The sequence below is a fragment of the Streptomyces sp. NPDC002623 genome (genome assembly GCF_053592635.1).
On the sequence record NZ_JBSFWB010000035.1, the window covers coordinates 50,808 to 72,861 of the forward strand.

Below are 22,054 nucleotides of genomic sequence, written 5' to 3' on the forward strand. Positions count from 1 at the left end.
AGGAGTGCGTACGCGCCGGTCGGCGTACCGTCGTAACTGTGGACGCCGCTGCGGACCGACTCGTGTCCTGTGCCACGCGTGAGGTCCGACTCCGCGCGGACCGGCTGATCCATGACGTGGAGCAGGCCCTGCGCCGCGACGTGCCCGACATCTGGGAGGACCCGGACATCGCCCGGCTGATGGCCGAGAGCGTCGCCGAGCACATCCTCGTCGCCCTGGCCGCTCTGGAGGAGGGCGTCGAGCCGAGCCTGCTGTCGACCTCCGCCATCGACCTGGAACGCACCCGTCGGGTGGCCAGGCGCGGCTCCCCGCTCAGCGTGATGCTGCGGTCGTTCCGGCTCGGGCAGGGCGTCGTCCTCGACCGGCTGCTGGCCGAGCTGCCCAAGCTCACGGACGACGCCGAGCTGGTCAGCACGGCGGCCCGCCAGCTCGTCGCGACGGCCACCGGGTACGTCGACCGGCTGTCGGAGCAGGGGGTGGCGACCTACCAGGAGGAGCGGGACCGGCGGCTGCGGTGGCGGCTGTCGATCGTCAACGACGCGAGCATGCGCATCGGCACCACCCTCGACATCGTCCGCACCACCCAGGAGCTGGCCGACCTCGCCACCGAGTACTTCGCCGACCTCGTCACCGTCGACCTGCTCGACTCCGCGCTCCGCGGACACGACACCCAGGCGGAGGGCCCGCTGGTGCTGCGCAGGGTCGCCCAGCGGTCGGCGGCGGGCGTCCCGGAGCCGACGACCCGGCCGCAGGAGCTGCACACCTGGCCGGACGGCACACCGCCGGCGCGCGCCCTGCTCACCGGACGGCCCGTCCAGCACCGCTCCGGCCCGGCCGGCACCGCCCACGCGACCCTGGTGGTGCCACTGCGCGCCCGCGACTCCGCCCTGGGCATCGCCCAGTTCGTCCGCCATCGCAACCCCAGCGCCTTCGACGACGAGGACCTGCTCCTCGCCCAGGAGATCGCCGCGCGGGCGGCGGTGGCCGTCGACAACGCCCGCCGCTACACCCACGCCCGCAGCGCCGCCCTCACCCTCCAGCGCAGCCTGCTCCCCCGGCACACCGCACGGCAGTCGGCCGTCGACATCGCCAGCCGCTATCTGCCCGCCGGCGGACAGGCCGGCGTGGGCGGCGACTGGTACGACGTCATCCCGCTCTCCGGCGCCCGGGTCGCCCTGGTGGTGGGCGACGTGGTCGGCCACGGCATCCACGCCGCGGCCACCATGGGCCGGCTGCGGACCGCGGTACGCACCCTGGCCGACATCGACCTGCCGCCGGACGAGCTCCTGACGCATCTGGACGACGTGGTCCTGCGGCTGTCCGCCGAGTCCTCCACCGACCCGGACACGGAGACCGACGCCGACGGGGACGCGGCGCGAGCGGGCGGGACAGTCCTGGCGGCGGGTGGGCAGGAGGGCGGGGAGGAGATCGGCGCGACCTGTCTGTACGCCGTCTACGACCCCGTCCGCGGCCGCTGCACCCTCGCGCGCGCGGGGCACGTGGTGCCCGTCGTGGTGGCCGTGGACGGAACCGCCGACCTCCTCGAACTCCCCGCCGGGCCCCCGCTCGGCCTGGGCGGGCTGCCGTTCGAGGCGGCGGAGATCGACCTGCCCGAGGGCAGCGTCCTCGCCCTCTACACCGACGGCCTGATCGAAGCCCGCGACCACGACGTCGAGACGGGCCTCGCCCTGCTCCGGGAGACCCTCGCCCGGCCCTCCCCCTCGCTGGAGGCGACCTGCGACGCCGTCCTCGACACCCTGCTGCCGACACGACCGGAGGACGACGTCGCGCTGCTCCTGGCCCGCACCCGCATCCTCGGCAGCGATCACGTCGTCGGCTGGGAGCTGGACGCCGATCCGGCCGCCGTGTCCCAGGCCCGCTCCGACGTCGCCCGGCAGCTCGGCGTCTGGGGACTCGAGGAGCTCGCCTTCACCGCCGAGCTGGTGGTCAGCGAGCTGGTCACCAACGCCGTCCGCTACGGCCGGCCGCCCATCCTGTTGCGTCTGATCCACGACCGTTCCCTCCTGTGCGAGGTCTCCGACACCAGCAGCACCACCCCTCACCTGCGCCGGGCCCGTGTGTTCGACGAGGGGGGCCGCGGCCTGCTGCTGGTCGCCCAGCTCGCCGAGCACTGGGGAACGCGCCACGCCCGAGGCGGCAAGACGGTCTGGGCGGAACTGGGCGACTCCGCCGGCCTCCCGGCCTGGGACATCGGATGACCGAAGAAAGACAGGAAGGACCGGACACATGAGTGTGACCAGCGTGGACAAGGACTTCGACAGCCTCTCCCTCACCCTGACCGCCGAGTTCCCGGCCGGGGCCGAGCAGGTGTGGCAGCTGTGGGCGGACCCCCGTCGGCTGGAGCGCTGGTGGGGGCCGCCGACCTACCCGGCGACCGTCGAGAAGCACGAGCTGACCCCGGGCGGCGAGGTCGCCTACTTCATGACGGGCCCCGAGGGCGACGAGCACCACGGCTGGTGGCACGTCACCTCGGTCGCCCCGCCGGCCTCCCTGGAGTTCACCGACGGCTTCGCCGACGCCAAGGGAAACCCGAGCCCCGGCATGCCGACCACCACCGTGCAGGTGCGGCTGACCCCGCACGGGGACGACACCCGCATGGAGCTCCGGTCGGGTTTCGGCACCCGGGAGCAGATGGAACAGCTCATGACCATGGGCATGGAGGAAGGCCTCAAGCAGGCGGTCGGCCAGATGGACGAGCTCCTCGGCGAGTGACATGGACGCCCACGCGGACAAGGGCCGGGTCAGGGGATCTCCTGCTCGGCCCAGATGATCTTTCCGTCGGCCGTGTACCGGGCCCCCCACCGATGGGCGAGCTGGGCCACCAGAAAGAGGCCGCGGCCCCCCTCGTCCGTGATCCGGGCATGTCTCAGTCGCGGGGCGGTGCTGCTGGCGTCGGCGACCTCGCAGGTCAGGCGTGCGTCGTACAGCAAGCGCAGCCGTATGGGCGGTGTGGCGTAGCGGACGGCGTTGGTGACCAGTTCGCTCACGATGAGCTCTGAGGTCATGGCCAGCTCCCCCAGTCCCCAGGCCTCCACCTGACGGGTCGCCCGGGCGCGGACGTCGGCGACGGCGGCCGGGTCCGCGGGCACCTCCCAGGAGACGACGCGGTCGGCGGCCAGGGCGTGGGTGCGGGCCATCAGCAGGGCGATGTCGTCGGGCCGGGGCACCGGCACGAGCTGTCGCACGGCCGAGGTGCACAGCTCGGCCAGATCGGCCGTCCGGGTGTCGGACCGGGCCAGCAGCTCGCCGAGCCGGGACATGCCCCGCTCCAGGTCGCGGTCGACGCCCTCGATGAGGCCGTCGGTGTAGAGCCCGATCAGGCTGTTCTCGGCGAGCTCGATCTCGGTGGCCTCGAACGCCATCCCGCCGAGCCCCAGCGGAGGCCCGGCCGGGGGCTCCGGGAACGACACCTGTCCGTCGGGCGAGACGACGACCGGCGGCGGGTGTCCGGCCCGGGCCATCGAACACCGGCGGGTGACCGGGTCGTAGACGACGTACAGACAGGTCGCCCCCAGGAAGGCGGTCGTGCTCTGCCGGTCCGTCGCGTCGTCGCTGCGCTCCGCGCTCAGCCGGAGCACGAGATCGTCGAGGTGGGCCAGCAGCTCGTCGGGGGGCATCTCCATGTCGGCGAGGGTCTGCACGGCGGTGCGCAGTCGGCCCATGGTCGCCGCGGCGGCGATGCCGTGCCCCACCACGTCGCCGACGACGAGACCCACCCGTGCCCCGGACAGCGGGATCACGTCGAACCAGTCGCCGCCCACGCCGTCCGTCGGGTCGGCCGGCAGATAGGAGGAGGCCACCTCCAGCGCGCTGCCGCCCGCCAGGGCGTGGGGCAGCAGACTGCGCTGCAGGGTGACCGCCGCCGTGTGCTCGCGGGTGTACCGGCGGGCGTTGTCCACGCACAGCGCCGCCCGCGCCACCAGCTCCCGGGCCAGCAGGACGTCGTCGGACCGGAACGACACCGGATTGAGCGACCGTACGAAGGTGGCGAGGCCCAGGGCGGTGTTCCGGGCCCGCATCGGCACGGAGATGAGGGAGTGCAGTCCGAAGGCGCGGATGCTCTCGGCCCGTTCGGGCTGTTCGGCGACCCACGGCCGGTCGGACGGATCGAGCACGGGGATGAGGATCGGCTCGCCGTCGATGAGCAGGTTCGCGTCGTGCGTCGGGGGGAGGAAGTCCACCCGGTCGCCGACACGTGCCACGGCCTCCGGACAGCCCTCCCGCACCGAGCTCATCCCGGCGCGGCGCATCTCCGGCCGAGCGGGGGCCGGTCCGGCGTCGGTCAGCCAGGTGCCGTGCCCTTCGGTGCTGAGCACCGGCTCCAGGAGGTCGACGATGACGAAGTCGGCGAAGCGGGGGACGGCGAAGTCGGCGAGTTCCTGCGCCGTGCGCATCACGTCCAGGGTCGTGCCGACCCGGGTCCCGGCCTCGTTGACCAGCGCCAGCAGCTGCCGGGCGTTCCACCGCTCGGTGACGTCCTGGACCATGTAGCAGACCCCGGTGATGGAGTCGTCGACGCCCACCAGGGGGAAGAAGGACGTGGAGTAGGCGCGCTGACGGTGCGGATCGGCCCAGCTCCAGCCCAGGTACTCGTAGTCGGTGATCGGGGCGCCGGTCTCCAGGACCTTGCGCATCAGCCCCTCGATGGTGACCGCCTGCAGCCCGGGCAGCAGTTCGCTGAGCCGTCGCCCCAGCCGCTGTTCCCGGGGGACGCCGCCGAAGCGTTCCAGCGTGTCGTTCAGCCACACGTACCGCAGCCCGAGGTCCATCACCGCCATCCCGACCGGGGAGCGGGTCAGGAACCCGTCGAGGACGGACCGGTCCACCGCCCAGGGCCGGCTCTGCTCGCGTGCCGAGAGCAGGAAGCACTCGTCGTCGCCGATCCGGAAGGACGCGGAGACCCGCAGGTCGACCTCGACGATACGGCCGTCGCGGTGCCGTAGGCCGATGACACCGCTCCACCCCATGCCCGCCCGGCACCGCGCGGCGACGGCGGCCACCCGGGCCGGGTCCCGGGCCATCGCCGTCAGGTCCGCGGCGGAGCGGCCGACCACCTCCGAGGCCGGGCGGCCGAGCAGCGCCTGCGCGCCTCGCGTCCAGCCGACGACGACGCCGTCCGCGGACACGATGGCCGCCGCGTCGGTGGACGCGTCGAGGAGATCGCGCGCGCCCGCGGGCGTCGGGGCCTCGGCCTCGGCCTCGCCTCCGGCCGGGGCTTCGGCCTCGGTAGCTTCTCGCGCAGAATCCGCAGAATCCATGGGTGCCGTCCTCTACACGACCATGGTCCTGCTTGTCCGCCCGATGCGCACGGCGCCGCCGACGCCGTCCTCGCCGGAGCACCCCGCTACCGGACGGGCCGGGCGAGGCGCAGCATAGAGGTGCTGGAGGAGGATCCGCGATGACAGCCGAACCCATCCGGTCCGAGGGCGCCCCGTACCGCCCCGAGGCGCCCCCGCCCACCGGTCTGCTGGACATGCTGAGCGTGGCCGCCATGGTCGTCGACGCCGAGGGACGCATCGTGTTCTGGACCCCGCAGGCGGAGGAATTGTTCGGGTACACCGCGCAGGAGGCCCTCGGGAAGTACGCGGCGCGGCTGTTCATCCACCCCGAGCACCTGAAGTCGGTGGTGCGGCTGTTCGGGGAGGTGCTGGAGACGGGCCGGAGCTGGGCCGGCGCCTTCCCCATCCGGCACAAGGACGGCAGCAGCCGGCTGATGGAGTTCCGCAACATGCGGCTGCAGGACGATCTCGGGGGCGTCTACGCCCTGGGCATCGCCGCCGACCACGGCCTGCTCCAGCGCGTGGAGACCGATCTGGCCCTGTGCGAGCGGCTGATCAACCAGTCCCCGATCGGGCTGGCCCTGCTGGACCCCGAACTGCGCTACATCCTGGTCAACCCGGCGCTCGAACGCATCGACGGCGTCCATGCCGAGGACCACATCGGCCGTCTCCTGAGGGAGACCCTGCCGCTGCCCGACGTGGAGACCATCGAGTCGGCGCTGCGCCAGGTGCTCACCACCGGCACTCCGCTCATCGACCAGTACCACGTGGGCCGGCCGCAGACCGACCCCGAACACGAGCACGCCTGGTCCCTGTCCTTCTACCGGCTGGAGGACCCCGGCGGGCGGATCCTGGGCGCGGCCGCCTCGGTCGTCGACGTCACCGAACGGCACCGCGCGGCCGCCGAGGCCGACCGGGCCCGGCGCCGTCTGGCCCTGATCGCGGAGGCCTCCACCCGGGTCGGCACCACGCTGGAGGTGGAGCGGACCGCGCACGAGCTGGCCGAGATCGCCGTCCCCCAGCTCGCCGACGTGGTCGCCGTGGACGTCCTCGACTCCGCCCTGGCCTGCCGTCGCTCGCGCCGGCCGGACAACGGCCCCGAGCTGTTCCGCGCCCTCGCGCTCAAGGCGAGCCATCCCACCGTGGCGCTGCGCGCCGCCGACCCGCCCGGCGACCTCGCCGCCTACGACGGCGACCGGCTGGTCACCCTGTGCGTGCACACCGGGCGGCCGGTCCTGGTGCGGCACGTCGGCGAACAGGACCTGCCGCGCATCGCCCGGGACGCCGAGGCCGGTTCGCTGCTGGCCCGCGCCGGAGTGCACTCGTACCTCGCCGTGCCGTTGATCGCGCACGGCGAGGTGCTCGGCGCCTTCGACCTCAAGCGCACCCGCAACCCGCTGCCGTTCGACGAGGACGACGTCATCCTCGCCAGTGAGCTGGCCGGCCGGGCCGCCGTGGCCATCGACAACGCCCGCTGGTTCCAGAGCGTGCGCAACACCGCGCTCACCCTCCAGCGCAGTCTGCTGCCCGACCACCCCTCCCGGCAGACCGGTCTGGAGCTCGCGTCCCGCTACCAGCCCGCCCAGGCCACCAGCGAGGTCGGCGGCGACTGGTACGACGTCATCCCGCTGAACGACGACAAGACCGCACTGGTCGTCGGAGACGTCATGGGCAACGGCATCGACGCCGCCGCCACCATGGGCCGGCTGCGCACCGCCACCTGCGCCTACGCGGACCTCGACCTCGACCCGGGCGCGGTGCTCCAGCACCTGGACAAGATCACCTGCGATCTGGAGCACTACATCGTCACCTGCCTGTACGCCGTGTACGACCCCCACTCCGGACAGTGCCGCATCGCCAACGCGGGACACATGCCGCCCGCGCTGGTCCGCCCGGGCCGGGCCCCCACCCTGCTCGAGCTCCCCTCGGGGGCTCCGCTGGGCGTCGGCGGCGTCGCCTTCGAGACCACGACGACCGAGTTCTCCCCCGGCGACCTGCTCGTTCTCTACACGGACGGCCTGGTCGAGACGCGACACCACCCCATCGACGACCGGCTGGCGGTCCTCCTCAACTTCCTGGACGAACCCGACCGTCCCCTGGAGGAGATCTGCGACCTCCTGCTGTACGGGCTGCGCCACCCGGAGGACCACGACGACGTCGCCCTGCTGGTCGCCCGGGCGGTGGCGACCGACGCCGGGTGAGCGCGCCACCCTCGTACGTAATCACCGCTCCCCGGACGGTGATTGCCGGACGTCGGTCATCACCAGTCCGGCGATGTGCGCGGTGACCGTGTCCAGAATGTCTTTCCAGGCCTCCGCGTCGCCGAGCACCAGGTAGTTGAGGGTCAGACCGTCGGTCATGGCGGCCAGATAGCGGGCCAGCACCGGGACGGGCACGGCGAGCCGGAGGTCCATGCTCCGGCGCAGTTCCTCGATGAGTTCGGCGTACGCCTCGCCGTACAGCTCGTACTGGCGGCGCGCCAGGTGCTCGAACCCGGGCTGGCGCAGGGCGTACTGGGTGAGCTCGTAGGTGAGCATGTGCTCGTCGGGGTGGGCCCGGACGTGGTCCCAGTACGCCTGGAAACCGGCCCGGACCGTCTCCTCCAGGGTGGCCCTGGGCCGGATCGCGTCCTTCACGACGCTCACCGAGTGGTCGGTGAGCGTCGTGATGACCGACTCGACCAGGGCCTCCTTGGAGTTGAAGCAGTAGTGGAAGACGCTCAGGGACACGCCGGCCTCGGCGGCGATGGACCGGGTGGTCGTCCTGGGGACGCCGTCCCGGGCCATCGCCCTGATCGCCGCTTCCGTCAGCTGTCTGCGTCGCTCGGCCGACGGCATGCGTGCCATGTGGTGTGTCCCCCGTTGTCGTACGTCAGGCGCTGTGGACGCCCACTTCGTACAACGAGTATCCCCAGTCGGTGCCCCGGTCGAGGCCGTGGACGCGGACGTAGCGGGCCGGTGTGCCGGTGAACTTCGCCGTGTCCAGGCCGCCGTCGCCGGAGGTGGTGGACCAGGCGGTCGTCCAGGTCGTGCCGTCGGTGGAGAGTTCGATGCGGTACGACTTCCCGTACGCGCGCTCCCAGTCGAGGGTCACCCGGGACACCAGGTTCGTGGAGCCCAGGTCGACCTGCCACCACTGGTCGTCGCTCCAGTCGCTGGCCCAGCGGCTTTCGTCGTCGCCGTCCACGGCCCGGCCCGGCTGGTAGCTGGTGAACGGGTTGGACTCGGACGAAGCGGCCGTGGCCGTCCGGCTCCTGGCGAGGTTGACCGACGCCTGGTGCTGCTCGGTCGAGCCCCAGGTGCCGAGGTAGGACTCCGCGCCCCGGAAGAGGTCGTTCACCACGTCCTGGCCGCCGACCAGCCGGATGTCCTCGATCCAGTCGGGGATCAGGCCGACGTTGGCGCCGCCGTCGGTGTTGAAGTCGAAGGTGCGGCTGCCGACGGTCTGCTTGTCGATGACGGAGCCGCCGTCGACGCTCTTGAAGGGGTACGTCACCTTGGTGGCGGCGTCCGCTCCGCGCGGGGCGGGGTGGTCGCCGATGCCGTTGAAGTCGGTGCCGTAGCCGTAGCCCACGCCGTACTTGTCGCGCAGCGCGTCGGTGCGCTTCGCCTCGGTGGCGAACGCCTCGGAGCCGTGCATGTACTGGGCGACGAAGCCGCCGAGGCTGTACACCCGCTCGGTCCAGTTGAGGTCCATCCAACTGTGCGAGGAGAGCACGCCGGGGTAGGAGGCGGCCTCGAAGATGTCGAGCGCCTGGCCGGTGGCCTTGACGCTCATGTGGTCGATCTCGAGCATCATCTTGCGTTGCATCATGCCGCGCACGGCGTACTCGCCGAGACTGGTGAGCCCTCGGGTGTTGCACTGCGCGGCCGTGTCGTACTCCGGGACCTCCGTGCCGGCCGGCAGGTCCGCCTCGGCCTCGGACGCGGCGGTGCCGATGGGGTTGTCGTGCTGCGGGCCCTTGCAGGTCTCCGTCTGCCAGAAGGTGCCGGTCGACAGGAACTGCCCGACGTTGATGGCCGTTCCGAGACCGCCCTCGTCGAAGCGGACGCCGCACAGCGCGTTGTCGAACTTGTGGCACAGGAACATGCTGCGCACGCCCAGCGCGTACAGCTCGTCCAGGCCCTTGTCGATGTCGGACTTGCTGCACTGCGCGATGTCGAAGATCTGCTTGCAGCCGAACGGCTCGGAGGTCTCCACGCCCAGGACGACCGCCAGCTTGCCCTGCTTGATGACCTCACGCGCCTGGGCGCTGTCGAGGACGATCCGGAACCAGCCCTTGCCGGTGCCGCCGTACTGCTTGTCGATGTAGGCCTGCAGGTCGTACGTCAGCTTCGCCTGGAGCCGGATCGACGTCATCTCGTCGCAACTGCGGTCCTTGAACGGGTAGATCGAGCAGATCATGCCGTTGGTGACGAGGTCGTTGACCAGCACCCGCTGCCCGCCGCGCCAGGCCCGCTCCACCCAGGCGTAGTAGTTGGCCTGGTGGGTCATCGAGTCGTAGGCCGGCCAGTCCGTGAAGGTCGGCCAGCCGACGGGGTCGTGCCGGCCGTCGCCGCCGTGGGTGATGTAGTCGAACAGCGCGAGCGTGCCGTCGGGGTAGTGCTCGGGACAGTCCTTCAGCGCGTCGGCGACGCCGGCCTCGGAGAAGACCTTGCCGCAGATCAGCCGCCCGCCGAACGCCTCGTTGGAGAACAGGTGGTTGTGCGCGTCGACGAAGCCGCGCACGTCCCCGGCGGAGTCGGTGCCGGTGAACGGCTCCCCGGTGACGTTGATCTGGGAGTCGGGGGTCGGCCGGGCCGTCGGCGTCCACCAGTCGGTACCGGCGGCCGAACTCTGGGCCGGGCCCAGGATCGTGGCCAGTACGAGCAGGAGCAGAGAGACGACGGTGACGTGGCGTCTGCGGTACGGGCGTCCGGTCATGGTCACAGGCCCACTCCCTCGGTCGACGGGAAGGCGCGGTCGACGAGGGCGTTTTGACTGCCCATGAGATTGTCATGACCGACGCAAGATAGTGCGATGAGAATGCGGACTGACGCCGTTCCGAGTCAAGAGTCCGGGACGCTTGACCTGATAAGTGCGGGCGCCCGCGCAAACCTCCCAGTGGAAGCGCGGCCGCGACGATGCGCTTACACGTTCAGGTGATGATCCACGCGACCCCGCCGAAGGCCCCCCATGCGCCCCCTATCCAGGGCACATGGACATGTACCGCACTTCTGCAGACCCGGGGCGGCTCTCCCGTCGCCGGTTCACGGCCGGCGCCGGCGCCGCCGCCGCGCTGGCGGCAGCCTCCACCGCCCCGGCCGCAGCCACTCCCCCTCGACGGCCCGACTGTCCGCCCGAGTCCACCGCGGACCGGGCGACCTGCCTGGCCGTGGCCCGCGCGCTGCTCGTGGTCGACGAGGACGACCGGCCCCTCGTGCCGGGGTACGCGAAGGTCCTCGACGGGGGTCTGCCACGGGCGAGGACGGGCGCCGCGAAGAAGGTGCTGGTGATCGGCGCCGGGCCCGCCGGACTGGTGGCCGCCTGGCTGCTCAAGCGCGCCGGACACCACGTCACGCTCGTGGAGGCCAACGGCAACCGGGTCGGCGGCCGGGTCAAGACCTTCCGCACCGGCGGGCACGAGCACGCGCCGCAGGCGTTCACCGACGCCCGCCTGTACGCGGAGGCGGGCGCCATGCGGATCCCCGGCAGCCACCCGCTGGTGATGAGCCTGATCGACCGACTGGGCGTCGAGAAGCGCCGGTTCCACCTCGTGGACGTCGACGCGGACGGCAAGCCCGTCAACAACGCCTGGCTGCACGTCAACGGCATCCGGATGCGCCGCTCCGCGTACGCGACGTCGCCGCGGAGGATCAACCGCTCCTTCGGGGTGCCCCGAAAGTACTGGGACACCCCGTCGTCGACGATCCTGCGCGAGGCCCTGGACCCGGTGCGCGACGAGTTCAGCACCCGCGGCGCCGACGGCAAAAGGGTCGACAAGCCGCTGCCGGAGCGGGTGCAGGGATGGGCGCGGGTCGTGCAGCGGTTCGGGGACTGGTCGATGTACCGGTTCCTGACCGAGGAGGCGCGCCTCGACGAACGCACGATCGATGTCGTCGGCACCCTGGAGAACCTCACCTCCCGGCTGCCGCTGTCGTTCATCCACAGCTTCATCAGCGCCTCGCTGATCAGCCCGGACACCGAGTTCTGGGAGCTGGTCGGGGGCACGGCCATGCTTCCGGACGCGCTGCTGAAGGAGGTCTCGGACGTGCTGCGGCTCGACCGGCGCGCGACGCACATCGAGTACTGGGCGCCGGACCGGCAGGGCGGGCACGACACCTCGCACGTGAGCGCCGACGGGCCGCACGTGTGGATCGACACCGTCTCCGAGGGGCGCGGCGGCAAGGTCGTGCGCGAGGAGTTCACCGCGGATCTGGCGATCGTCACGGTGCCGTTCTCGGGGCTGCGGCAGGTGCAGGTCAGCCCGCTGATGTCGTACAAGAAACGGCGGGCCGTCGCGGAGCTGCACTACGACAGCGCGACCAAGGTGCTGCTGGAGTTCGGCCGCCGCTGGTGGGAGTTCACCGAGGCGGAGTGGAAACGTGAACTCGACGCCGTACGGCCGGGGCTGTACGAGGAGTACCGGGCGGGGAAGGCGCCGGCCGACGGGAGTCTGCTCGGCGCGCATCCGTCCGTGCCGCCCGGCCACATCTCGGCGGGGCAGCGGGTGCACTACGCGGCCAACCGGTGGGCCGCCCGCGACCAGCCGGAGGCGGCGCACATCGTGGGCGGGGGCTCGGTCTCCGACAACTCCAACCGGTTCATGATCAACCCCTCGCATCCGATCGGCGACAGCGAGGGCGGCGTCGTCCTCGCCTCCTACAGCTGGGCCGACGACGCCTCCCGCTGGGACTCGCTCGACGACGACGCCCGCTACCCGCACGCCCTGCGCGGGCTCCAGCAGGTCTACGGCCAGCGCGTCGAGGTCTTCTACACCGGCGCGGGCCGCACCCAGAGCTGGCTGCGCGACCCGTACGCCTACGGGGAGGCGTCCGTGCTGCTCCCGGGGCAGCACACGGAGCTGCTCAGCGCGATCCGCGCCCCCGAGGGCCCGCTGCACTTCGCGGGCGACCACACCTCGGTCAAGCCGTCGTGGATCGAGGGGGCGCTGGAGTCGGGGGTCCGGGCGGCGCTGGAGGCACACGGGGCGTAAAACTCCGAAGCATGTTTTGAACACGTTCAAATGCAGGGTAGGGTCCTCTTCACGTAGGGCTTTCCAGCTCGTACGAGGAGGGGACGCTGCTCATGAAGATCGTGCTACCCGGCGGGACCGGGCAGGTGGGGACCGTCCTGCGCCGCGCGCTGACCGCGGCCGGACACGAGGTCGTGGTGCTGACCCGGCGGCCGACCGGCCGGGGCGAGGTGCGATGGGACGGCCGGACGCTCGGCCCCTGGGCGGAGGCGATCGACGGCAGCGACGTCGTGGTCAATCTGGCCGGCCGCAGCGTCAGCTGCCGCTACACCCCCGACAACCTGCGGGACATGATGGAGTCCCGGGTGGACTCCGCCCGGGTCGTGGGCGAGGCGATCGCCGCCGTCACGCGGCCGCCGCGGGTCTGGCTCCAGATGAGCACGGCGACGATCTACTCCCACCGGTTCGACGCCCCCAACGACGAGGCCACCGGCCTGATCGGCGGCGCCGAAGCCGACGTCCCGGGCTACTGGGGCTACAGCGTCGACATCGCCACCGCATGGGAGCGGGAACAGGAGAAGGCCGACACCCCGGACACCCGCAAGGTGGCCCTGCGGTCCGCGATGGTGATGAGCCCCGACCGGGGCGGGGTCTTCGACGTGCTGCTGCGGCTGGTCCGGCTCGGACTCGGCGGCCCGGTCGCGGGCGGCGCGCAGTACGTGTCCTGGATCCACGACGCCGACTTCGTCCGCGCGGTCGAGTTCCTCGTCGAACGGGACGACCTCGCCGGACCGGTGAACCTGGCCGCCCCCGCCCCGCTCCCCCAGCGCGCCTTCATGCGCGCCCTGCGCGAGGCGTGGGGCGTCCCGGTGGGCCTGCCCGCGACGAAGTGGATGGCCGAGCTCGGCGCCTTCGCCCTGCGCTCGGACACCGAACTCCTCCTCAAGAGCCGACGGGTCGTCCCGGGGCGGCTGCTCGACGCGGGATTCGTCTTCGACCGGCCGGAGTGGCCGGCGGCCGCCGCCGACCTCGCACGGCGGGTGCGCGACCGCTGACGGCGACGTGACGTGACGTGACAGGACGTGACGTGGGTCACGAACAGGCCGCTGTCAGGGTTCTGGTGGCGATCTGTCAGGTGTCTGCGCTTGCATGGCGCCGGACGTTCCCCCCACGAGGAGTGCCATGACCCCCACCCTTGCGCACGAGCCGTCCGAGTCCGCCCCCGAGTCCGTTCCCGACTTCCCGATGCCCCGGGACGCGGCCTGTCCGTTCGCACCGCCGCCCGAGATGATGCGGCTGCACGACGAACGGCCCGTCGCCAAGGTGCGGCTGTGGGACGGCAGTACGCACTGGCTCGTCACCCGCTACGACGACCAGCGCGCCCTGTACGGCGACCCGAGGCTCAGCGTCGACGTCACCCGGCCCGGCTTCCCCTATCTGAGCCAGGGCTTCAAGGAGACCGCCGGGAAGACCCCGCCGTCGTTCCTGAACATGGACGACCCCGATCACGCGCGGATCCGCCGGATGGTCACCGCGCCGTTCACCATCAAGCGGATGGAGGCGCTGCGGCCGGCGATCCAGCGCATCGCCGACGAGCTGATCGACGCCATGCTGGCCGGCCCGAACCCGGTCGACCTGGTCGAGGCGCTGGCGCTGCCGCTGCCGTCCCTGGTGATCTGCGAACTGCTCGGCGTGCCCTACGCCGACCACGACTTCTTCCAGAGTCACAGCAAGGTGGGACTGAGCCGCGACGCGACCCCCGAGAGCGCCCGCGCCGCCAACATCGCCCTGTACCGGTACCTGGACCGGATCCTCGACGTGAAGCTCGCCGACCCGGCCGAGGACATGCTGTCCGACCTGGCGGCCCGGATGCACGCGGGCGAGCTGACCCGACACGAGGCCGCCATGCTGGGCGTGCTGCTGCTCGGCGCCGGGCACGAGACCACCGCGAACATGATCTCCCTGGGCGTGCTGGCGCTGCTGGAGCATCCCGAGCAGCTGGCGGTCGTCCGGGACACCGACGATCCGAAGGCGCTGGCGGGGGCGGTGGAGGAGCTGCTGCGGTATCTGACGGTCGTGCACAGCGGCCAACGGCGGCTCGCGCTGGAGGACCTGGAGATCGGCGGACAGCGGGTGCGCGCCGGGGAGGGCGTCATCATCCCGGGCGCGACCGGCAACTGGAGCCCGGACCGCTTCCCCGACCCCGGCCGGCTCGACGTGCGCCGCGACGCCCGCCGGCACATGGCGTTCGGCTTCGGCATCCACCAGTGCCTCGGCCAGCCCCTGGCCCGCATCGAACTCCAGGTGGTCTACGGCACGTTGTTCCGCCGCGTGCCCCGACTGCGGGTCGCCGCACCGCTGGACACGATCCCGTTCAAGGACGACGGGATCGTGTACGGCGTGTACGAGCTGCCGGTGGCCTGGTAGCGCGCCGATGCCGTGCGGCCGTGGGCGAGGCCCGCGTCCGCACGGCGGTTCGCCGAAATGCGCGTCAGCTGGCCGCGCGCACCGCGTCGCGGATCAGGTCCGCGACCGCCTTCGGCGGCGGACACCGACGCCCTTCTCCGGGCCGGACCAGACGTGTCGGATCAGGCGTGCAGGGCGTCGCGCAGGGTGCCGACGGCCAGGGTGATGGCGGCCTCGGCGGCATACGTCGGGCGCAGCGCGTTCAGCATCACGAAGTCGTGGATGATGCCCTGGAAGCGCACTGCGGTGACCGGGACGCCGGCCGCGCGCAGCTTGTTCGCATAGGCCTCGCCCTCGTCGCGCAGGACGTCGGCCTCGCCCGTGATGACCAGTGCCGGGGGCAGGCCGGTGAGCTGCTCGGCGGTGGCGCGCAGCGGGGACGCGGTGATCTGGGCGCGCTCGGCCTCGTCGGTCGTGTACTGGTCCCAGAACCACTGCATGCCGTCGCGGCGCAGGAAGTAGCCCTCGGCGAACTGGTGGTAGGAGCCGGTGTCGAAGCTCGCGTCGGTGACCGGGTAGAACAGCACCTGCTGCACCAGCGGGACGCCGCCGCGCTCCTTGGCCATCAGGGTCAGGGCGGCGGTCATGTTGCCGCCGACCGAGTCACCGGCGACCGCCATACGGGCGGCGTCCAGCCCCTTCGTCGCGCCCTCCCGGACGACCCACTGGGCGACCGCGAAGTTCTGCTCGATGGCCACCGGGTAGCGGGCCTCGGGCGAGAGGTCGTACTCGGGGAAGACGACCGCGGCCTCCGCGCCGACGGCGAGTTCGCGCACCAGGCGGTCGTGGGTGTGGGCGTTGCCGAACACCCAGCCCGCACCGTGGATGTAGAGGATCACCGGCAGCGTGCCCTCGACGCCGGCCGGCTTGACGATCCGGGCACGGACGCTGCCCGTCGGCCCGCCCTCGACCGTGATCCACTCCTCGTCGACCGCCGGCTTGTCGATCTCGCCGGACTGGACCTCGTCCACGGCCTTGCGCCCCTCCGCCGGGGCCAGGTCGAAGAGGTACGGCGGGTTGGCGGTCGCCTCGGCGAACGCAGCGGCCTCGGGTTCGAGCACGGGGGTGACCGGCTCAACGGCGTCGGACATGGGATCTCCTGCAGTTCTCGAAGTGCGCTGTCTTGCCCCCTCACCGTAAATCTGCCATGCACCGGCGTCTTGTCCACCCGCGCACCACAGCTGTTCTCCAAGTGCACAGGAGCCCGCAACCTAGTTGCACTAGCTTCAAACCTAGAGATACTAGGAACGTGACCTCACCGACCTCACCGACCTCACCGCATTCGACTCGCGCGACGCTGAAAGTGCCCGGCGCCACCCTCCACTACGAAACGCTCGGCAGCGGCCCGGTCCTGCTGCTCATCCCGGGCGGCGCCGGGGACGCCGGACTGTACGCGGGCATGGCCGCGGAACTGGCCGCCCGGTACACGGTCGTCTCGTACGACCCGCGCGGAATGTCCCGCAGCCCGCTCGACAGCCCGGCGGACACACCCCACGCCGACGAACAGGTGCAGGTGTGGAGCGACGACGCCCGTCGGCTGCTCGATCTGCTCTCCCCCGACGACGACGCGGCCGTGTTCGGTTGCAGCTCCGGGGCGGTCGTCGCGGTCGATCTGCTGGCCCGGCGTCCGGAGCGGCTGCGCCGGGTGGTCGCGCACGAACCGCCGTTGCTGGAACTGCTGGCGGATCCCGCCCCGCATCGAGCACTGTTCGCCGAGGTGCGCGAGACCTTCCGCTCCGAAGGAGCCGGCCCCGCCATGGCCCGGCTCGCCGAGGGCCTGGCGGACGGAGCCGTGCGACAGTCGCCCGCGCAGCCGCCCGCGCAGCCGCCGACCGAACTGCCGCCCGACATCCAGGAGATGGCGGTGCGGATGCACACCAACATCCCCGTCTTCCTGGGCCGCGTCCTGCGCCCGTTCTCCTCGGCCCTGCCCGACCTCGCGGCGCTGCGGCCGGTGGCCCACAAGCTGGTGCCGGCCGCGGGGCACGACTCCCGACGCCAACTCCCCTTGTACGGACCGGCCGAACGGCTCGCCGAGCTCCTCGGACGCGACCTCGTCGAGTTCCCCGGCGGCCATCTCGGAGCCGTCGAGTCCCCGAAGGAGTTCGCCGACCGCCTGCTGAACGTCCTGGAGTGAACGCCGGTGGCCCCGCCCCCCTGAGGTGAGGGGGGCGGGGCCACCGGAGCGTCCTGCGCGGGATGCCGCCGGCTCAGCCGGCCGCTGTCCTGCGCCTGCGGAGCCACCACACGAGGGCTCCGCCGACCGCGGCCAGGGTCGCCGCGAGCGTGGCGATCAGGGCCACGGGGAGGCCGGCGCCGGTGTCGGCGAGGTTGCCGTCCGGGTCATGGGCCGGCGGCGTGGGCTTGCCCTGGCCGCCGCCCGAGGTGGAGGGCGTCGGCGCCGGGGTCGTCGAGCCGCCGCCCGGCGTCGACGCGGTCGGGGACGGGGACGGGGACGGGGACGGGTCGTCACCGCCGCCGCCCGTGTCGCCCGTACCGCCGACCCCTGCGCCGAGGTAGGCGATGTCGGTGTCCCGGTAGGACGTGTCGTCGGCCTTCATCGACGTCTTGGTGGTCTCGTCGAGGGTCGGGTTCTCGACGTTGAACTCGGTCCGGGAGATGTTCCGCTTCGGGGACTTCGAGAAGTCGACCCCGCCGACGATGTAGATCAGCGTCGTGCCGCCTGCCGGGATCTCGTACTGGAACTCACCCTCGGTGTAGATCTTCCGGTACTTCTTGAAGAGCTCGTTCTTGTCCCAGTTCTGGTTCGGGGCGCGCAGCGGCCACCGCTTCACGTCGTTGCTGTTGATGATCTTCCGGAAGTCCGTGGCCTTCGCCGCGTCCTGCTGTCGGATCCACTCCGCGGCGACTCGCGAGGTGTAGACCCGGCGCAGATCGGCGTACTGGGGCGCGGTGTTGATGGTCTTCTCGACCGCCGGCACGATCATGCTGTCGATGACGGCCTGGGCCGCCTTCGTCTGAGCCTCGTCGGGCGTGCAGATCGGCTCGCCCGGACCGGGCGTGACGGTGGTCTGCGCGGTCGACTTCAGGGCCAGCGGGGCATCCAGGATGTAGATGCCGCCGTCCTGTTCGCGGACCTGGGCGGGCTTGGGCTCGATCCAGTTCCGCAGGCCCGGCATGCACGGCTTGCCGTTCTCCTTCGGCAGGGCCGCCCAGTACTGCTTGCCGAGGTCGGTCTTGGGGTCCATGGCCTTGTAGAAGTCGTGCTTCATCTGGAGGTCGGCCTCCAGCAGGACCCGGCCGGCGTCGGTGGAGGCGAAGGCGTTGTCCATGATCCGGTCGGGCTCGTCCGGGTTGAGGTTCACCCAGAACTTGTCCGGGGTGAGCGCGAGCCAGGTGAAGAAGCTGTCCGAGGCCAGGTTCATGGTGGCCTCGCCGCCGTAGCCCGGGTTCGTGTCCGGGTCGGGCACGTACTCGGACTTCATGGAGTACGTCATGCCCTTGCCCAGGACGGGCGCCCCGACGTAGCGGAGTTCGAGCGTGGAGAAGTCGATGCCGCCCGGTCCGCCGCGCGGCAGCGTGCCACGGGTGTCGATCGTCCGCGCGGCGCCCTGCTGACGACGGGCGTCCTCGGGGGTGGGAGCGGAGTCGCGGATGCGGTCGTTGGCCGGGCCGCGGGTCCCCTGCTTCGGGTCGGGGCTGAACCAGGTGTCGTAACGGCTGTAGCCCCGGATCGGCTTGGTCTGCGGGATGCCGTTGTACTTGCGCTCGAAGATCCGCACCTGGTTGGGCTTGCCGCGCTCCCGGGACAGCTCGTCGTTGAACTCACGGAGCTTGTCGAGGGTGTTCTTGGGGACCTTCTTCCCGCCGACCAGCCGGAAGGTGTGGTCCTTGGTCTCCGGCTGCCGGGCGATGATCCTGTCGGCGGCGAGCTGGTCGGCCCGATGCGTGCCGTTCGACTTGAACTCGTTGAATTCCTTGAGCCGTTGGTTGTACGCGTCGTACTTCCGGGTGGCGATCAGCTTGCCGTTCGCATCGCGGACCTCGACCTTGACCTCGCACAGCCAGTCCGGGCCGATCAGGTTGAAGTCCTTGACGACGCGCTGCTCGAAGGCGCTGCCCTTGTGGTTGTTGATCTCGTTGCGGATGTAGATCTTGTCGAACCAGTTGTTGAACTCGGCGACGGGCCGTCCGGTGGACAGGAAGCGGGCGTAGATCTCCATGGCCTTGTCGGCGGGCTCGCCCGAGGCCGCGGCCTGCTTCTTCCACTGGTCGACCGTCTTGGACTGCGCCTTTTGCGCCTCCGCCCGGGTGGGCGGCTTCAGTCCGTCGAACGCCTTGCCCTGCAACGGGAAGTTGTAGTTCTTCGGGTTGCCCGCCCACTGCTGGTACGGGTCCGCCCCGGCGGGGAAGCCGGAGTTGGACGGCGTCCTGTCGTACTGCTTCTTCAGCCACTTCTGGTCGCAGCGCTGGCCCTTGATGGTGGTCGCGGCATGGGCGCTGTCGACGCCGAGGCCGGGCAGACCCGTCAGGGTCAGTGCGCCGGCCACGCCGAGCGCGGCCGTGAAGCGGCCGATCAGCCGCCATCTGCGTGATGGTCGTATGAGCGTGCTCAAGGTGCTGTTCCTCTTCCCTCGCTGTGGGGGCATGGAGGGGTTCGGGTGCGACGGGTGAAGCCCCCGTGACGTCCGTCGCGCGGGCCACCCTAGACCCGTTCACGCAGTAATCGCACAGCAAATCGACAGGTTTGCAGAACAACTCGCGGACGTCCACAGGGAGTTCACCAGTAGGCGGCCCCGGTCCCTACAGTGACCCCATGACCCGAACCGACCATGGCGACGAGGCCGCCGAACAGCAGCTCAGCCGGTGGATCACCGAGATCCCGGAGGCGCTCAGGGAGCTGCGCGCCGAAGTGCTGGACGAGCACTTCCCGTTCGACTTCACGCCCATGTCGCTGGCCGTCCTGGAAGCGCACATGCTCGCCGAGTACCGGTCGACCGACGAGAAGGTGGGCATGGACTTCCGGCCGACCGAGTGCGCGATGGTCTACGTCGGCGAGGTCCTGCTGGCCGTCGGCGGCGGCCGGTGGGACTGGGACGCCCGCAAGGCCCCCGGATCCTCGGCGGGCCGGCCCGTCGTCCACCCCGATCCCGCACTCGGCCTCGCTGCCGTCGACCCCATCGCGCTCGTCGCGCGGGCCGCCCGCATCCGCACCGGGGACGTCTTCATCGAAGAGGCGGCCAGGCTCCAGGAGGCCGTCGCGGCCCGGCGGGAGCGGGAACCCGACTGGGCGCCGGTCGTCGTGCCCCATCCCGAGCAGGCGGCGCACCGGACGGGCGCGGACCATCCGGAACTGGTGCGGTGGCTCGACCTGCGCGCCGCCGGGTTCGCCGACTGGGCGCAGGAGGCGGGTCCCGGGGAGCTCTGGGACTTCTCCCCCGGCTCCCTCGACCGGCTGGAGCCGGTCCTGCGGGACCGGTTCGCCGACAGCGGCGGGCTCCTCGCCGCGAAGAGCGGCGCGTTCGTCCAGGGCGTCGTCTGGTACGTCGGCGAGGTCGTGCGCCGGAGCAGGGACGGCGTGGTGTGGCAGTACCGGCCCCGCACCCGCTTCGACGAGCCGCTCGAAGCGGCCATGTTCCACGCCGGCGACGAGATCTACCTCGACACGCCGATGGTGGCGCAGCCGGGCCTTCGGGACGGGGGGGCGGCGTATCCGATGGCGACGCTCAACGTCCTGTTCTGGGAGACGGACGAGCTCGACAACCCCATCGAGCCCCGTCTGGCCGACATCCTGGACGACTTCGCCTGAACCCCGGGCCGCCACGGACGCCGGGGGCCCGGGACGGCTTCGTCCCGGGCCCCCGGCGGGCGGAGGTGACCGCTCGTCAGCAGGTCCGGCCGGTGTAGTAGGCGCCCTGGATCTTGCTTGCGGAGCCCAGCCAGACCGTGCCGGGGCCGACACACCGCTCGTAGTCGGGCGCCAGGGCGACCTCGACCTTGATGACCACCCGAGAGCCGTCGGACGTGCAGTGGTTGTAGAAGGCGTCGGAACTCGTCTCGTAGAACCCGCACGGGTCCGCGGCCGCGGGGCCCGCGGTGGCCGCGGTCACCGCGCCCAGAGAGGTGAGCACGAGAGCGACGGAACCGATGGTGCCGAGCACCGAACGACGAACACGCAAAGTACGACTCCTTGCCGGATTGAGGGATCAGGACCTGGAAAACCCCAGGTCCGCTGATCGGCGGGATGCCTGCCCCAGGATCGTGGCGCTCACCTCGCGATGATCGAACAGCGCGCCACGTTCACCCTGCGAATCGTTTCGCCGCTACGCCGATGGAGTGGATCTTCAGGGAACGACGACTCGGCGGCGGAGATCTCGGGCAGGGCGGGGCGCGTTCACCCGGGTGAGCGCCCCGAGTGGTGGCCCGGCTCGGGCTGACTGACGGTGGATCACGTCAGGCCGGGTCTTGTCAGCTGACGAGGCGTCGGCTGCCCGGCCATGACGGAAGGACCATCAGATGCGTTCTGCTCGCATGATCCTGGCCACCGCGGCGGCGTCCGCCGCCCTCGCCATCGGCGCCCCCGGCGCCTACGCGGCCGCCGGTGACACGGACCACGACGACTCCTCCTACAGCAAGGAGGACAGCTCCTCGTACAGCAAGGACGACACCTCCTCCGACAAGGAGGAGCACGGCAAGGACGAACACGGCAAGGAGGAGTCCGGCAAGGAAGAGCATGGCAAGGACGAGCACGACAAGCCGCACGGCGGGATGCACACCGGCGGCGGCCACCTCGCCTTCGTGAACTACGACAGCGACAGCGCGAAGGACCCCAAGTACGACCCGGAGACCTACAAGGACAAGGACTCCGAGAAGGACAAGGACTCCTGGGGCGGCAAGGAGGAGTCCGGCGGCTGGAGCAAGGACGAGCACGACAAGCCGCACGGCGGCGTGCACACCGGCGGCGGCGCCCTCGCCGGGCCCTCGGCGACCGCGGCCGGCCTCGGCGTCCTCGCCGTCGCCGGCACCGGCATCTACGCCCTGCGCCGCAAGAAGACGGTGGGGGGTGTGGCCTGACCATGCCTGACGCGATAGCAGCCGCGGCCGCCACGCTCTCCCCGCGTGGCGGCCCGGCCGGCTGCCCGGCCCGCTGCCC

The 22,054-nt window shown here is 71.5% G+C and carries 15 protein-coding genes; 9 read left to right on the top strand and 6 right to left on the bottom strand.

The annotated features are described in order from the left end of the window. Positions 1–38: 38 nt before the first annotated feature. The gene (locus ACWD4O_RS39830; protein WP_451287892.1) at positions 39–2,219 is read left to right on the top strand and encodes an ATP-binding SpoIIE family protein phosphatase; all 2,181 of its coding nucleotides are present in this window, start codon (positions 39–41) and stop codon (positions 2,217–2,219) included. Between the two features lie 28 nt (positions 2,220–2,247). Beyond that, positions 2,248–2,733: an SRPBCC family protein gene (locus tag ACWD4O_RS39835; RefSeq protein WP_451287894.1), complete on the top strand. Its 486-nt coding sequence runs from the start codon at positions 2,248–2,250 to the stop codon at positions 2,731–2,733. 29 nt (positions 2,734–2,762) lie between these two features. On the opposite strand, the gene ACWD4O_RS39840 is transcribed toward ACWD4O_RS39835, so the two are convergent. After that, on the bottom strand, positions 2,763–5,279 hold the full coding sequence (locus ACWD4O_RS39840; RefSeq protein WP_451287896.1) for a SpoIIE family protein phosphatase: 2,517 nt from the start codon (positions 5,277–5,279) through the stop codon (positions 2,763–2,765). Between the two features lie 140 nt (positions 5,280–5,419). Here ACWD4O_RS39840 and ACWD4O_RS39845 point away from each other — a divergent pair, with 140 nt between their 5' ends. Continuing rightward, positions 5,420–7,501 (top strand): SpoIIE family protein phosphatase, encoded by a 2,082-nt coding sequence (locus ACWD4O_RS39845; protein WP_451287898.1) that lies wholly within the window; start codon positions 5,420–5,422, stop codon positions 7,499–7,501. A 21-nt stretch (positions 7,502–7,522) separates the two neighbouring features. On the opposite strand, the gene ACWD4O_RS39850 is transcribed toward ACWD4O_RS39845, so the two are convergent. Continuing rightward, the gene (locus ACWD4O_RS39850; protein ID WP_451287899.1) at positions 7,523–8,146 is read right to left on the bottom strand and encodes a TetR/AcrR family transcriptional regulator; all 624 of its coding nucleotides are present in this window, start codon (positions 8,144–8,146) and stop codon (positions 7,523–7,525) included. A gap of 25 nt (positions 8,147–8,171) precedes the next feature. Beyond that, positions 8,172–10,223, bottom strand: a complete 2,052-nt coding sequence (locus ACWD4O_RS39855; protein WP_451287901.1) for a galactose-binding domain-containing protein — start codon at positions 10,221–10,223, stop codon at positions 8,172–8,174. 274 nt (positions 10,224–10,497) lie between these two features. Between ACWD4O_RS39855 and ACWD4O_RS39860 the strand changes: the two genes are divergently transcribed. From ACWD4O_RS39860 to ACWD4O_RS39870, 3 genes are all read left to right on the top strand, one after another. Beyond that, on the top strand, positions 10,498–12,495 hold the full coding sequence (locus ACWD4O_RS39860) for a flavin monoamine oxidase family protein (protein WP_451287903.1): 1,998 nt from the start codon (positions 10,498–10,500) through the stop codon (positions 12,493–12,495). Between the two features lie 92 nt (positions 12,496–12,587). Beyond that, on the top strand, positions 12,588–13,529 hold the full coding sequence (locus ACWD4O_RS39865) for a TIGR01777 family oxidoreductase (protein ID WP_451287905.1): 942 nt from the start codon (positions 12,588–12,590) through the stop codon (positions 13,527–13,529). Positions 13,530–13,656: 127 nt separating this feature from the next. After that, positions 13,657–14,901, top strand: coding sequence for a cytochrome P450 (locus tag ACWD4O_RS39870; RefSeq protein WP_451287907.1), 1,245 nt, complete (start codon positions 13,657–13,659; stop codon positions 14,899–14,901). Positions 14,902–15,062: 161 nt separating this feature from the next. Here ACWD4O_RS39870 and ACWD4O_RS39875 read toward each other — a convergent pair whose 3' ends face one another. Next, a complete protein-coding gene (locus tag ACWD4O_RS39875; protein WP_451287909.1) occupies positions 15,063–16,031 on the bottom strand; it encodes an alpha/beta hydrolase in 969 nt (322 codons plus the stop codon). Positions 16,032–16,189: 158 nt separating this feature from the next. On the opposite strand from ACWD4O_RS39875, the gene ACWD4O_RS39880 reads away from it, so the two are divergent. Then, on the top strand, positions 16,190–17,077 hold the full coding sequence (locus tag ACWD4O_RS39880) for an alpha/beta fold hydrolase (protein ID WP_451287911.1): 888 nt from the start codon (positions 16,190–16,192) through the stop codon (positions 17,075–17,077). A gap of 73 nt (positions 17,078–17,150) precedes the next feature. On the opposite strand, the gene ACWD4O_RS39885 is transcribed toward ACWD4O_RS39880, so the two are convergent. Continuing rightward, complete coding sequence (locus ACWD4O_RS39885) at positions 17,151–19,517, bottom strand: hypothetical protein (protein WP_451287913.1); 2,367 nt, start codon at positions 19,515–19,517, stop codon at positions 17,151–17,153. A 200-nt stretch (positions 19,518–19,717) separates the two neighbouring features. Here ACWD4O_RS39885 and ACWD4O_RS39890 point away from each other — a divergent pair, with 200 nt between their 5' ends. Further along, positions 19,718–20,710, top strand: coding sequence for a hypothetical protein (locus ACWD4O_RS39890; RefSeq protein ID WP_451287915.1), 993 nt, complete (start codon positions 19,718–19,720; stop codon positions 20,708–20,710). Between the two features lie 76 nt (positions 20,711–20,786). On the opposite strand, the gene ACWD4O_RS39895 is transcribed toward ACWD4O_RS39890, so the two are convergent. Next, positions 20,787–21,080 (bottom strand): DUF6355 family natural product biosynthesis protein, encoded by a 294-nt coding sequence (locus ACWD4O_RS39895; RefSeq protein ID WP_358802781.1) that lies wholly within the window; start codon positions 21,078–21,080, stop codon positions 20,787–20,789. Between the two features lie 337 nt (positions 21,081–21,417). Here ACWD4O_RS39895 and ACWD4O_RS39900 point away from each other — a divergent pair, with 337 nt between their 5' ends. After that, entirely contained in the window at positions 21,418–21,975 is a 558-nt protein-coding gene (locus ACWD4O_RS39900) for a hypothetical protein (RefSeq protein ID WP_451287917.1), read from the top strand. Positions 21,976–22,054: the final 79 nt, after the last annotated feature.